We start from the raw sequence: 14,154 nt of genomic DNA, 5'->3' as shown, positions 1-14,154 counted from the left end.
CCGCCGGGCAGGAGAAAGCCCCTGGGCCCGGACTTCCGAGGAAGTCCGGGCCCAGGGGCTTTGTGCCGTCCCGCGTGCGGGACTACTGCAACGGCCGGCGGAAGCCGAGCACCGCGAGGGCGGCACCCGCGGCGGCGATCACCCCGCCGATGACCAGGGCCGGGACGATCGCATCGGAGCCCGGGATGCCCAGGGCGAGCGCGCGGGTCGCGTCGATCGCGTACGTGAGCGGGTTGACCCCGGCGACCGCGGCCAGCCAGTCGGGCAGGTCCTTGACCGGAATGTAGGCGCTGGACGCGAACATCAGTGGCAGGATCGCGATCACGGCGAGGTTCTGCATCGGCTCGGCCCGGCGCAGCCACGCCCCGGCCGCGATGAACGCCCAGCCCAGGGACCAGCTCATGAACAGGGTCAGCCCGACCGAGGCGGCCACATCGACCGCCCCGCCGTGCGGTGCGTAACCGAGCACGCCGAAGGCCAGCACCAGGATGACCGCGGCCTGCACCGCGCTGCGCACCAGACTGGCGAGGCTGCGTGCGATCAGCAGCGAGGACGGCGTGATGGGCAGGGACCGCAGCCGGGCCACCACCCCGTTCTTCAGGTCGTCGACGAGCCCGACGCCCGACTGGACCGCCGACTGCAGGGCGTTGTCGACCAGCACGGCCGACAGCACGAAGTCGAGGTACGTGATTCCGGCGGGGAAGTGCGGCGGCGCCCCCATCTTGCTGAACACCTGCGTCAGCACGAACAGGATGATCACCGGCTGGAGCAGCCCGAACAGCACCACGCCCGGGTCCGTCGCCATCTGGCGCAGCGAACGCGCGGTGAGCACGCGGATCTGGAGGAACACCGAGCTGTCCGGCCAGGGCTGCCGCAGCGGCGCCGCGGCGCGGGTGGCCGCGGTGGCAGGGGTGGTTGCGGTGGCGGTCATGCGGAAGGTCCTCCGGACAGGGCGGGCACGGGGGAGGCGGCCGGCTGGGGGTTCCGCCCGGCGAGGGCGAGGTAGACGTCGTCCAGGGTGGGTTCGCCGAAGGACAGCTCGGTGGCCTCGGCCCCCGCCTGGTCCAGGGCGCGGATCACCGTCGCCACGTCCTTCGACGCGTCGATGGGGATGACGAGGCAGGCGCTCTGCGGGGCCACCACCGGGTCCAAGGAGGCCCGGCGCAGGGCCCCGACCGCGCTCTCCCGGTCCGCCGACGCATCCAGCGTGACGGTCACGGTGCGGCGGCCCACGGCCGCCTTCAGCTCCGCCGCCGTACCGCTCGCGACGACCCGGCCGCCGGACAGCACGGTGATGGAATCCGCGAGCCGGTCGGCCTCCTCCAGGTACTGCGTCGTGAGCAGCACGGTGGCGCCTTCGGCCACCAGACCCTCGACGATCTCCCACAGGACCAGCCGGGCCTCCGGGTCCAGGCCCGTGGTCGGCTCGTCCAGGAAGACCACCTCGGGACGGCCGACCAGGCTCGCGGCGAGGTCGAGCCGGCGTCGCAGCCCGCCGGAGTACGTGCGGGCGCGGCGCCCGGCCACGTCGTGGAGCGCGAACAGCTCCAGCAGCTCATCGGCGCGCACCCGGGCCGCCCGGCGTCCGGCCCCCAGCAGCCGGGCGATCAGCACCAGGTTGTCCCGGCCGCTCAGCTGGCCGTCCACCGAGGCGAACTGCCCGGTCAGCCCGATGCGCCGGCGTACCTCGCGCGGCCGGCGTGTCACGTCGTGGCCGGCGACGGAGGCCGTGCCGGAGGTGGGCGGCAGCGCCGCGGTGAGGATGCCCACCAGGGTGGTCTTGCCGGCGCCGTTGTGGCCCAGCAGGCCGAGGACGGATCCCCGGGGGACGCGGAGGTCCACCGAGTCCAGTGCGCGCAGCGTGCCGAAGGTCTTGGTGAGGTCCCGCGCCTCGATCACGGTGTCGGGAGGCTCGATGGGGAGCCCGTTCATGGGAGTTCTCCAGGTTCGTCGGGGGTGGGAAAGGCAGACAGCCGACCGGCGGGTGCGCCGGTCGGCTGTGGAGGGGGGACCGAGGCGGTCCGTCAGCGGCCGACGCCGTCCAGGCGCCGGAAGAGGTCCTCGTCGGACGCGGTGTCGACGTCGAAGGGGATGTCGGCCGCGCGGTCGCCGGTCCGTGCCGGGCCCCGGTCCCGTACGAGGGCCCCCAGGCGGGCGGCGGTGTCCGGGTCGAGTTCCGAGCCCGCGGACAGCAGGGCGTCCAGGTCGGCCACGAGATCGGACACGGTACGGCCGGCCGTACCGGCGAGGCGCCCCGCCAGGTCCTGCCGTACCAGGTCGACCACGGCCGCCGGGGTCGGGTGGTCGAACACCAGGGTGGCCGGCAGCCGCGCCCCGGTGGCCGCCCGCAGCCGGTTGCGCAGCTCGACCGCGCTGACCGAGGTGAGGCCCATGTCGGAGAACGACTCCTCGGCGTCGGCGGCGGTCAGGGTGCGGCCGCCGAGCACGGCCCCCGTCTCGTCCAGGACCAGCCGCAGCAGCAGCGCCTGCTGTTCGGCCCCGCCCAGCCCGGCGAGCCGGCCGGCGAGCACCGGGGGCGCCGGGGCGGGGACTTCCGCGGGAGCCCCGCCCGCCGCCCAGTAGGTGCGGTGCTGGAAGGGGTACGTGGGCAGCGGGACGACCGCCGCACCGGGCAGCACCGACCGCCAGGCCACCGGCACCCCCAGCAGGTGCAGCCGGGCCAGGGCCGCGAGCACCGCGCGCTCCTCGGCGGCGCCGCCGGCCGGGACGGCGGACCCTCGGGCGGGGCCCGCGGCCAGGCACTCCTCCAGCATCGGTGAAAGCGCCGGCTCGGGGCCCAGCTCCAGGAACACCCCGGTCCCGTCGGCCCGCAGGCCGGCGACCGCGTCGCGGAACCGGACCGGCTCCCGGACGTGCCGCACCCAGTAGCCGGGATCGCACGCCTCGGCTGCCGTGAGCGGGGCCCCGGTCAGGCAGGACGTGACCGGTACGGCCGGGGCGGCGAAGGCGAGCCCCGTGACGACCTCACGGAACGCGTCCAGCATCGGATCCATCAGCGGGGAGTGGAAGGCGTGGCCGACGGCGAGCCGCTTGGTCCGGACACCGGCGGCGGCGAGCCTCCCCGCGAGTTCCTCCAGGGGCCCGGCGGCACCGGAGAGCACCACCGAACGCGGCCCGTTGACGGCGGCCACCGCGACCGGACCACCCCGCAGGCCCTCCAGCCACGGACCCAGTCCGGCCTCCGGGAGCCGTACGGCAAGCATGGCGCCGCCCTCCGGCAGGCCTTGCATCAGCCGTCCCCGGGCCGCGACGAGCCGGGCCGCGTCCGGAAGGGAGAGCACCCCCGCGACGTGGGCGGCGGTGATCTCGCCCACCGAATGCCCCACCAGCCGCGCGGGCACCACCCCCCACGACTCGAACAGCCGGTACAGGGCGACCCCGTGGGCGAAGAGCGCCGGCTGCGTGTACTCCGTACGCTCCAGCAGCACGGCGTCCGGGCCGTCGGCCGCCCACATCACCTCGGCCAGCGGCCGGTCCAGCAGCGGATCGAGTGCGTCGCACACCTCCCGCAGCGCATCCGCGAACACCGGGTACACGCGGGCCAGTTCGCGTCCCATGCCGGGCCGCTGGCTGCCCTGCCCGGCGAAGACGTACGCCAGCTCACCGTCGCGCGGCTCGTCGGCCGGACCGTCGAGCTCGGCCAAGGCCCGTACCGACGCGAGAAGCTCATGCCGATCCGCGCCCACGGCGAACGCCTGGTGCCCGGCGTGCACGGTACGGCTGAGGGCCAGCGAACAGGCCACGTCCCGCACCGACAGCCCGGGCCGGGCGTCCACGTGCTCCGCCAGCCGGCGGGCCTGGTCGCGCAGAGCGGGCGCACTGCGCGCGGACAGCACCCAGGCCACCGGAGCGCTGCCTTCCGACGGCCGTTCGGCGACGGCGTCCTGCGCGGCCTCGTCCGGAGCCTCCTCCAGGATCACGTGGGCGTTGGTCCCGCTGATCCCGAACGAGGACACCCCCGCCCGGCGGGCCCGCCCGGCCTCCCGGGGCCAGGGCCGGGCCTCGGTGAGCAGCCGCACGGTGCCCGCCGACCAGTCCACACGCGACGTCGGAGTGTCCGCGTGGAGGGTCTTGGGCAGTACGCCGCCCCGCAGCGCCAGTACGGACTTGATCACGCCCGCCACGCCCGCGGCCGCCTGCGCGTGCCCGATGTTCGACTTCACCGATCCGAGCCACAGGGGGCGGTCCGCCTCGCGCGCGGCGCCGTACGTGCCGAGCAGCGCCTGCGCCTCGATCGGGTCGCCGAGCGTGGTCCCGGTGCCGTGCGCCTCCACCGCGTCCACGTCGGCGGCGGACAGTCCGGCGTCGGCCAGTGCCTGCCGGATCACCCGCCGCTGCGCGGGCCCGTGCGGAGCGGTGATCCCGTTGGAGGCGCCGTCCTGGTTCACGGCGGACCCGCGCACCAGGGCGAGGACCGGATGGCCGTTGCGCCGGGCTTCGGAGAGGCGCTCCAGCACCAGCAGGCCGACCCCCTCCGACCAGGCCGCGCCGTCGGCGGTGTCCGCGAAGGACTTGCAGCGGCCGTCGGGGGCCAGCCCGCGCAGCCGGGAGAACTCCGTGAACGAGGCCGGTGTGGCCATCACGGCGACGCCGCCCGCCAGGGCCAGGGAGGATTCGCCGGACCGCAGCGAGCGGCACGCCAGATGGAGCGCGACCAGCGAGGACGAGCAGGCCGTGTCCACGGTCAGCGCGGGGCCCTGGAGCCCGAAGGTGTACGCGATCCGGCCCGCCAGGGCGCTGCCGGCGGTGCCGAGGGCGAGCAGCCCTTCCAGTTCCGGCCGACCGTCGCCGGAGGCCGAGGGCGCGTAGTCGTGGTACATGGCGCCCGCGAACACCCCGGTCTGCGAGCCGTGCAGCGAGGCCGGGTCGATCCCGGCCCGCTCCAGCGCCTCCCAGGCGGTCTCCAGCAGCAGCCGCTGCTGCGGGTCGGCGGCCAGTGCCTCCCGGTCGGAGAAGCAGAAGAACCCCGCGTCGAACGCGCCCGCGCCGGACAGGAATCCGCCCTCGCGGGCGTACGAGGTGCCGGGGTGCTCGGGGTCCTCGTCGAAGAGGTGCTCCAGGTCCCAGCCGCGGTCCTCGGGGAAGGCCCCGATCGCGTCCCGGCCCTCCGTCACCAGGGCCCACAGGTCCTCGGGGCCGCGTACGCCACCGGGCAGCCGGCAGGCCATGCCCACGACGGCCACGGGATCGTCGTCCGCCGTGCCGGAAGGTGACTCGGGGAGGGAGGGCACGGTGTCCTCGGCCGTCTCGCCCCGCAGATGGCGGGCCACGGCCTCGGGTGTCGGGAAGTCGAAGGCGAGGGACGCGGGCAGCGGGAGACCGGTCGCCTCGGCCAGCAGGTTGCGCAGCCGGATGCTGCGGACGGAGTCCAGGCCGTGGCCGCGGAACGTGGTGCGCGCCCCGATGGGGGCGGCTTCGGCGGCCGGCGCGAGTGCCTCGGTGACGCACGCGCGGACCAGCTCGAGGGCAGCCGCGTACGACGCGGGCGCGGAGCCGCCGCCGGACCCGTCGGCAGGTCCCTGCTCGGCCAGCAGGCTCTCCAGGGCCCGCCGGTGCAGCTTGCCGGCCGGGGTGCGGGGCAGCTCCCCGACCACCGCGAGTTCCAGCGGCAGCTTGTAGTCGGCGACCCCGCGCTCCAGCAGGAAGTCGGTCACCCGGGCCAGCGTGACCTGCCGCTCGGCCCGACCGGTGACCACCAGGCACGGGTACTCGCCGAGCCGCCGGTCGGGGCGGGCGACCACGGCCGCAGGCCCGAGGCCCGGCATGTCCGCCAGCAGCCCCTGGATCTCCGTCGCGTCGAACTTCCGGCCGCCCACGTTGATCAGCTCGGCCGAGCGGCCCAGGAAGCGGACCCGGCCGTCGCCGTCCACGCTCGCACGGTCCCCGGTGCGCAGCCAGCCGTCCTCGGTGACCGCCGCCGCGGTCAGCCCGGGATCGCCGTGGTAGCCGCGGAACATGCCGGGGCTGCGGTAGTACAGCTCGCCCGGCTCGCCGGGCGCGCACTCGGAGCCGTCCTCGCGCAGGACGCGCACGCTCGCTCCGAAGGTCGGCCGGCCCACGCTGCGGGCGGCCACGTCGGCGGGGTCGGCGGCGGTCGTGCAGGTGCCGGTGCCGAGTTCGGACATGCCCCACACGACGACGAGCGGACTGCCGAGCACCTCGCGCACCTGCGCCACCAGTGCCGCGGGGATGGCCGCTCCGGCCGTCCGCACCTCGCGCGGCCGGAATCCGGCCCGCGCCCCGGTGTCCGCGAGCCGGGCGGCCACGTCGTGGAGCTGGGCGGGCACGGCGAAGACCACGGCGGGCCGCGCCGCGCGGGCCAGTTCCAGGAACCGGTCCGGGTCCCAGCCGCGCAGCAGTACCTGGCGGCAGCGGGCGAACAGGGCCGAGTGCAGGGACTGGAGGCCGAACAGGTGGGTGAGGGGACAGGCGGTGAGCACCGGGCCGTCGAACGAGCCGGCCGCGTCCTCCGTCACGGCTGCCGTGTTCGACATCAGCCCGTCGTGGCTGTGCAGACAGATCTTCGGCCGGTCGGAGGTCGTACCGGAGGAGGGCAGCAGCACGAAGGGCATCTCCGGCCGCACCTCGGCCGGGTGCGGGGCCGCGCCGGCCCACCGCTCCAGCAGCCCGTCGATGCCCACGAGGCCCCCCGTGGCGGATCCGGATCCCGCCACCAGGACCGACCGCAGCGAGGGAACGGCCGCCCGCAGGGCGGACAGGGCCGGTGCGTCCGCCGCGTGCGCGGAGTCCGCGGGCAGCACCAGTGCCACCGGCGCCACCCGTTCCGCCAGCGCCAGCACGTCGGCGCTGCCATGGCCCTGGTGGACGGGCATCATGACAGCGCCGATCGCCGCGACGGCGAGGTGCAGGGTTTCGTACTCCCAGCAGTTGGGCAGCTGGATCGCGACCACGTCGCCGACCCCGACGCCCAGCTCCTGGAGGCCGCGGGCGAGCGCGTCGACATCCGCCTCCCACTGCCGCCAGGTCCGGTGCCGGTCCCCGTCGCTCAGGGCCACCGCCTCCGGATCCGTCTGCGCGGCGGCCCGGAAGACGGCCGGCAGGGTCAGGCCGCGCAGCGCTCCGTGCGGCCCGGCGGCCGGTTCGACCGCGTAGTCATCGACATGGACGGACACCAATTACTCCCGAGAAGGCCGGCCGCTGGGCGTGTTGCCGCTCCATGCTGGGCCCGCGCCACCGGGAAAAGCCCTAGACGTGGAGCAGCGCCCGCAGAGGCGCCGACTTGACCCGTGTCTCCTCGTACTCGGCCGTGGGGTCCGACAGGGCGATGACCGCGCCGCCGACCCCGTAGCGCAGGGTGCCGCCGCTGAGCACCACCGTGCGGATGACGATGCTGAGATCGGCCGCGCCGGTCAGCGAGAAGTAGCCGATGGCACCCGAGTAGATGCCGCGCGGGCCGCCTTCGAGCCGGTCGATGATCTCCATGGTGCGGATCTTGGGCGCCCCGGTCATGGACCCGCCGGGGAAGGCCGCGCGGACGCCCGCCACCGCGCTGGTGCCGGTGCGCAGCTGCGCCCGTACGGTGCTGACGAGCTGGTGCACGGTGGCGTAGGACTCGACCTGGAAGACCGGGTCGGCGACGACCGTGCCCACCTCGGCGCACCGGCCGAGGTCGTGCCGGACCAGGTCGACGATCATCAGGTTCTCGGCACGGTCCTTCTCGCTGCCCGCGAGATCGGCGGCGAGCCGGGCGTCCTCGACCGGGTCGGCGTGCCGCGGCCGGGTGCCCTTGATGGGCTTGGACTCCATCGTGCCCTGCCGGTCGATGCGCAGGAAGCGCTCGGGCGAGGTGCTCAGCACCGAGAGGGGGCCGAAGCCGAGGAACGCGGCGAACGGGGCCGGACTCGCCCGGCGCAGGTGGCGGTAGGCCTGCCAGGGGTCGAGGGCGGTCTCCGCCTCGATCATGTTCGTCAGGCACACCTCGTACGTCTCGCCGGCGCGTATCTCCTCGTGGCAGACGTCGATGAGCTTGAGGTATGCCTCGCGGTCGTGGCGCGCGCGCAGGTCCGGCCCGGTGAGCCCGGCCGGGGCGGGGCAGGGCCCGGGCGCCTGGCCCGCGAGCCCTGCCAGTTCGGCCGCCGTGCCGCGAAGCCAGGCCCGGGCGGCGGCCTCGTCACCGTCCTCGGCAAGCGCCAGCAGGTACGTGGTGTCCGTCCTGTGGTCCAGGACGACGGCCCGGTCCGCGAAGACCATCACGGCGTCCGGGTCGGGGGAGCGGTGGGCCGCCTCCCCGCCGCACTCGGCCTTCAGCTCGTAGCCCAGGCAGCCCACCCAGCCCAGCGCGAACTCGAAGGGAAGCTCGGGGACTTCGGTCCGCAGCGCGGCCAGGTCGCGTTCCAGCCAGTCGAAGAACGGGCTGTGGACGGTGTGGTCCCGGCCGTTCCCGGTGACGGTAACGGTGGCGCCGGACACGTCCGCGGTGGCGGTGCGGGCCAGCGGCCCGGAGGCGTTGCCCATGACCGAGATCTGTCCGAGCCGGGCGTCGGCGCGGCTGCTGTCCAGCCAGAAGGGGTACGCGCCGGCGCGGAACAGCCGGTCGAAGACCGGTTCGGCCTCCCAGCGGGTGGAGAGCTGCTCGGCCAGTACCCGCAGGCGCCGGACCGGTGCTTCCTGAGGGGCCGGTGCCGCTGCCGGGGCCGGCGCCGTTGCGCGGGCCGGGTGCCGCCTGCGCCGGCCGTGCGCGTACGCCAGGTCGCGGAAGTTGGCCAGCAGGTGGTGCCCGCTGCCCGTGCCGATCGACTCGGGGTGGAACTGCACGCCCCACAGCGGCAGGGTGCGGTGGCGCAGCGCCATGACCACGCCGTCGTCGGCGCTGTGGGCGATCGCCTCCAGCGCGGGCGGCAGCGAGGCGACGGCCAGCGAGTGGTAGCGCACCACCTCCAGGGGGTCGGGGATGCCCTCGAAGAGTCCGTGGCCGCCGTGCCGGACCAGGGAGGTCCGCCCGTGGCGCGGGGACGGGGCCGGGCCGACCTCGGCGCCGTGGGCGAGGGCCATGCCCTGGTGGCCGAGGCACACGCCGAGAACGGGGAGCCGGCCCTCCTCGGCGATCCGCGCGCACAGGCCGAAGTCGGCCGGGCGGTGCGGCGTGCCGGGGCCGGGCGACAGCACCACGCTGTCGAACCCGTCGAGGAGTCCCTCCCGCCAGGCCGGGTCGTCGTTGCGGATCACCTCGGGCTCCTCGCCGTTCACCTCGGCCAGGTAGTGGAAGAGGTTGTAGGTGAAGGAGTCGTAGTTGTCGACGAGGAGAGTCCGCATCACAGGATCCCGAGTTCGCGCGCCATCTCGTCGCCCACGGCCTGGATGTGCTCGGTGAGGAAGAAGTGGCCGCCGGGGTACACCTTCATCCGGAAGACCCCTTCGGTGTGCTCCTGCCACGCCAGGGCTTCGCCCTCCGAGGTGCGCGGGTCGGCGTCGCCGGTGAGCACGGTGATCGGGCAGCGGAGCGTGCGGCCGGGCGGGCAGCCGTACTTCTCGATGGCTTCGTAGTCCCCGCGGATGGCCGGGAGGGCCATGCGCAGGATCTCCTCGTCGCCGAGGAGGTCCGGGTTGGTGCCGTTCAGCAGCCGGAGTTCGGCGATGATGCCGTCGTCGTCGCGGCGGTGCACGGTTTCGGTGCGCACCGTGGACGGGCCGCGGCGGCCGGAGGCGATCACGGACTTCGGCTCGCGGGTGCCCTTCTGCTCCAGCCGCCAGGCGGTCTCGAAGGCGAGCACGGCACCCATGCTGTGCCCGAAGAACACGGTGGGCTTCTCGTCGAGGGTCAGCAGCTCGTCGACGATCAGGTCGGCCAGGGTCTCGATGTCCTGGACGCAGGGCTCCTTGCGGCGGTCCTGACGGCCCGGGTACTGCAGCGAGACGACGTCGGCCGCGGGGGAGAACCGCCTTGACACCGGGTGGAAGAAGCTGGCGGATCCGCCGGCGTGCGGGAAGCAGACCAGCCGGACGGGGCTTTCGGGGGCGGGGTGGAAGCGGCGCAGCCACAGGGCCGACGAGTGGTCCGTGCTGTTCAAGGTGCGGTTCCTTTCCGGGGAACGAGGCGGGAACGGGATCGGGCGGGAACGGGTTGGGTCGCGGGATCAGTCCCCGTAGACGGTGATGGTGTGGGCGGGGCACAGGTCGCCCGCCTGCCACACGGCCTCGTGATCCGCGGGTGCCGGGCTGGGGTCGAGGACGAGGACCACCCCGTCGGCGTCCTGATCGAAGACGCCGGGCGCGGACAGCACGCACTGTCCGGCGCCGACGCAGCGATCGGTGTCCACGGTGATGCGCATGGCTTCTCTTTCGGGAGGAACGGAAGGAGGGAAGGAGGGAAGAGCGGAAGGACGGGAAGGCGGAGGGAGCGGGAGCCGGCGGCGGGGAAGGGGCGCCGGACACCCCCGGGGGCTACCAGCGGACGGGCAGTTCGTGCAGCCCGCACAGCACGCCGTCGTACTTGAGCGGGAGTTCCTCCACCGGCACCGCGAGGGCGAGGGTCGGGATCCGCTCGAACAGCCGCCGGTAGACGATCTCCATTTCGGCCCGTACGAGGTTCTGCCCCAGGCACTGGTGCACGCCGTAGCCGAAGGCCACGTGGTGGCGCTCGGTGCGGCCCGGGTCGAAGAGGTGCGGGCAGGCGAACGCCTCCTCGTCGTGGTTGGCGGCCGCGGCCAGCGGGATGACGCCCTCGCCGGCGCGGATCAGCCGGCCGCCGATCTCCACGTCCTCGACGGCGACGCGCAGGGCCACCAGGTCGGCGACCGAGTGGAAGCGCAGCGTCTCCTCGACCGCCCGCTGGTCCCCGATCCACTGCGGGTTGAGGAGCAGGGTCACCACGCCGAGCGCGATGTTGTTCGCCGTGGTCTCGTGCCCCGCGATGAGCAGCAGCATCAGCACCCCGGTCATCTCCTGGGTGCTGATCGAGCCTGTGGCCAGCAGCCTGCTGACCAGGTCGTCGCCCGGCCACATCGCCTTGATGCCGACGAGCCGGTTGATGTACCGCAGCAGCTCCTTGGCGGCGGTGTCGCGCTGCCGCTCGGTGGACGTGCGGATGGCGACCAGGGTGCGGGTGCGGGACTCGAAGAAGTCGCGGTCCACCGGCGGTACCCCGAGGAGCGAGGAGATCACCAGAGAGGGCACGGGCAGCGCGAAGTCGGCCACCAGGTCGGCGGAGTTCCCGGCGGCCAGCATGCTGTCGATCACGCCGTCCACGGTGCGTTCGATCGCCGGGCGCATCTCGCGTACGCGGCGCACGGTGAACTCCGGGATCAGGGCCTTGCGGAACCGGTCGTGCTCGGGCGAGTCGAGGCCGACGAACCACCCCGGGATCTGCTCCTGCCGGGGGACGCCCATGGTGTCGCTGATGTGCGGGAAGCCCTCGCGGTCGGGGTTCGCGCTGATCTTCTTGCTGGTGAGGACGGCACGCACCTCCGCGTGCCGGGTCACCAGCCAGACCCGGCTGCCGTTCGGCAGATGGGTCAGCACCAGTCCCTCGCTGCGGCGGTACTCCTCGTAGCGGGGCGGCGGGAAGGGCTCGCCAGGGACCCGTAGCGGGAAGGGGACAACTTTCGGTTCGGCGGTGCCGGCCATGGTCTTCGTCCTCCGTCGGTCGGTGCGGGCTCAGGCCACGCCGTAGAAGGCGCGGATCTTCCCGGTCACGTAGTCCTGGTCTGCGGCGGTCAGTTCGGTGTACGTGGGCAGGTAGAGCCCGTCCTCGCTGAAGCGGCTGGCGTTGAGGTACGGCCAGACGGGGTCGTGGTAGCCGGGCTGGCGGCTCATCGGCTTGAAGAAGACGCGGGTCTCGATGCCCTCGGTGCGCAGGAAGGCGCGCAACTCGTCCCGGCGCTCGGCCCGTACGTCGTACATCCAGAGCACGTCGCGCTGCGGCATCAGGGTGACGCCGGGGATGTCCTTGAGGCCCTGGTCGTAGCGGCGTTCGATCTCCCGGCGCAGGGCGAGGAAGTCGTCGAGCTGCTCCACCTGGGCGAGCGCCATGGCCCCCTGCATGGCGGTCATCCGGAAGTTGTAGGCCAGTTTCTTGTGCAGGAAGCTGTGGTCCTTGGTGAAGGCCATCGCCCGCAGGTGGGCCATCTGCTCGGCCAGCCGCGGGTCGTCGGTGAGGCAGATGCCGCCCTCGCCCGCCGTGATGATCTTGTTGGCGAAGAGTGAGTAGCAGGCGATGTCGCCCACGACGGGAATGCCGTGCGCTTCGGAGGAGTCCTCCACCACGCGCAGGTTGTAGTCGTACGCGATATTCATGATCGCGTCCATGGCGCAGCGGCGGCCGTAGACGTGGACGGGCATGATGGCCTTGGTCCGGGAGGTGATCTTTTCCTCGATCTTGCCCGGATCGATGTTGAGGTCGTCGGCGCAGTCGACGAACACCGGTGTCGCGCCGGTGTAGCTGACGGCCCAGGCGGAGGCCACCATGGTGAATTCCGGGACGATCACTTCGTCGCCCGGGCCGATGCCCAGCGCGCGGAGCGCCAGGGTGAGTGCGGTGGTCCCGGAGGAGCAGGCGACGCCGTGCGCGATTCCGGTGTACTCGGCGAATGCCTGCTCGAAGCGCCGGACGTACGGCCCTTGTGAGGAAATCCAGCCGTCGTTGATCGTCTCGGTGACGTAGGCGAGTTCCCGGCCCTTCAGACTGGGCCGGGAAACAGGGTATTTGAGGGACATGTCATCCTCGTTCGGAGTGGGGCGGGGGAGAGGGTGCCCCGCGGGGCCGGTCAGGAGAGGGCGGGCAGCCCGAGGAGGAGGTCGGCCGCGGCGCGCCGCCCGCCGGCCGCACGGTGGAGACCCGCGATCCGCTCCGCGCGCTCGCGGAACCGCGGGTCGTCCAGGACCCGGGTGAGCTTGTCGACGACGTCGTCGGGGTCGACGTCCCGCGGGCGGTCCAGGGTCAGGCTCAGGCCGAGGTCCTGGCCGCGCACCGCCTGGTCATAGCAGTCCACCCAGAGGGGTCGGACCACCATCGGCTTGCCGAAGTACATGCCCTCGTTGAACCCGTTGCCGCCGCCGTGGGTGAAGAACAGCCGCACGCTCGGGTGGGCGAGCACGTCGAGCTGGGAGGGGAGCCAGCTCTCGATCCGCAGGTTGCCGGGCAGCGTCCCGGCGGCCGGCAGCAGGTGCTGCTGCTCCTTGGGAAGCCGCCACAGGAAGTGGTGCCGGTCCTGCATCCGGCGGGCCACCTCGACCAGGGAGGCGACCTCCTCCCGCGTCAGCCGGGTGATGGTCCCGAAGCCCATGTAGACCACCGAGTCCCGGGCGTCGAGCCAGTCGGCGAGGCCGCCGTCGTCCCCGCCGCGCGGCGCCTCCGGCAGCGGCGGCACCATGGCCCCGACCAGCTTCATCCGGTCCGGCACGGTGAAGGGGTAGTCCAGTTCGGCGACCGAATTGCACAGGACCACCTCGGCCCGGTCGATCCTGGTCATCGGATTGGGCCTGGGCAAACCCAGCTCCTTGCGCAGGCGCGCGTCCTCGGACAGGACCCTGCCCATCGCCGGGTGGAAGAACATCCCCAGGGTGCGGTACTTGAAAAGCTCGTTCCGGACCCGCTGGGAGAAATTCATCGGATAGGGCAGGCCCGAATGCGGGACCGGGAAGTCCCGCGGTGTTCCGGACGGCCCGAAGGGATTGAGGGAAGTGAGTACGTTGCTCGGCAGGAACGGCACGCTGAGGGCGAACGGAATGTTCCGGGCGAGTGCCACGTCGACCCCGAAGGAGGCGACGCAGTCGATCACCATGAGGGCCGGGTTGATTTTCCCTACGAGGGAATCCAGGCGCCGGAATTTCTCCGCCTGGAGTTCGGGGCGGTAGGACTGCCGGATCACGGCTCGGTGCGCCTTGAAGCGGGAGGACTGGGTCACCTCGCGGTAGACCTCGTCCGGCCAGCTGACCGCCGAGAGTTCCGGGAACACCTCGCCCAGCGAGGCGAACTCGACCGCGGAGCCCTCCCCCAGGCGTTCCACATCGGCACGCCGGGGCTCGTCCGTCGCGAACCAGAGGTCGGGCACGCGCCGCCGCGAGAGCTCGGCCGCGAGGACGAGAAGCGGGTTGACCAGGCCGCTTTCCGGAAGGCTGACAAAGAGGACGGGCCGCTGCGTGGTACTCATCGCACTCCTGGAGGCAAGGCCCGGT

Annotated in this window: 9 protein-coding genes; all 9 read right to left on the bottom strand. The window is 73.4% G+C overall.

Annotated features, from left to right (window positions below):
• Positions 1-82: 82 nt before the first annotated feature.
• On the bottom strand, positions 83-931 hold the full coding sequence (locus ACZ462_RS05135) for an ABC transporter permease (protein WP_467802810.1): 849 nt from the start codon (positions 929-931) through the stop codon (positions 83-85).
• The gene (locus tag ACZ462_RS05130) at positions 928-1,932 is read right to left on the bottom strand and encodes an ATP-binding cassette domain-containing protein (RefSeq protein WP_467802811.1); all 1,005 of its coding nucleotides are present in this window, start codon (positions 1,930-1,932) and stop codon (positions 928-930) included. The genes ACZ462_RS05135 and ACZ462_RS05130 overlap by 4 nt, the downstream gene beginning before the upstream one ends.
• 92 nt (positions 1,933-2,024) lie before the next feature.
• The gene (locus ACZ462_RS05125; RefSeq protein WP_467802812.1) at positions 2,025-7,157 is read right to left on the bottom strand and encodes a type I polyketide synthase; all 5,133 of its coding nucleotides are present in this window, start codon (positions 7,155-7,157) and stop codon (positions 2,025-2,027) included.
• A gap of 70 nt (positions 7,158-7,227) precedes the next feature.
• A complete protein-coding gene (pabB, locus tag ACZ462_RS05120; protein WP_467802813.1) occupies positions 7,228-9,294 on the bottom strand; it encodes an aminodeoxychorismate synthase component I in 2,067 nt (688 codons plus the stop codon).
• The gene (locus ACZ462_RS05115) at positions 9,294-10,049 is read right to left on the bottom strand and encodes a thioesterase II family protein (RefSeq protein ID WP_467802815.1); all 756 of its coding nucleotides are present in this window, start codon (positions 10,047-10,049) and stop codon (positions 9,294-9,296) included. Before ACZ462_RS05115 ends, pabB begins: the two co-directional genes overlap by 1 nt.
• Positions 10,050-10,115: 66 nt before the next feature.
• Entirely contained in the window at positions 10,116-10,310 is a 195-nt protein-coding gene (locus ACZ462_RS05110) for a ferredoxin (RefSeq protein ID WP_114055385.1), read from the bottom strand.
• Positions 10,311-10,422: 112 nt separating this feature from the next.
• Positions 10,423-11,604: a cytochrome P450 gene (locus ACZ462_RS05105; protein WP_467802816.1), complete on the bottom strand. Its 1,182-nt coding sequence runs from the start codon at positions 11,602-11,604 to the stop codon at positions 10,423-10,425.
• 30 nt (positions 11,605-11,634) lie between these two features.
• On the bottom strand, positions 11,635-12,693 hold the full coding sequence (locus ACZ462_RS05100; RefSeq protein ID WP_467802818.1) for a DegT/DnrJ/EryC1/StrS family aminotransferase: 1,059 nt from the start codon (positions 12,691-12,693) through the stop codon (positions 11,635-11,637).
• Between the two features lie 50 nt (positions 12,694-12,743).
• Positions 12,744-14,129 (bottom strand): glycosyltransferase, encoded by a 1,386-nt coding sequence (locus ACZ462_RS05095; RefSeq protein ID WP_467802819.1) that lies wholly within the window; start codon positions 14,127-14,129, stop codon positions 12,744-12,746.
• Between the last annotated feature and the right edge of the window lie 25 nt (positions 14,130-14,154).

This window comes from Streptomyces sp. NPDC031121 (assembly GCF_055570615.1).
This window is presented reverse-complemented; position numbering and strand designations above follow the sequence as displayed.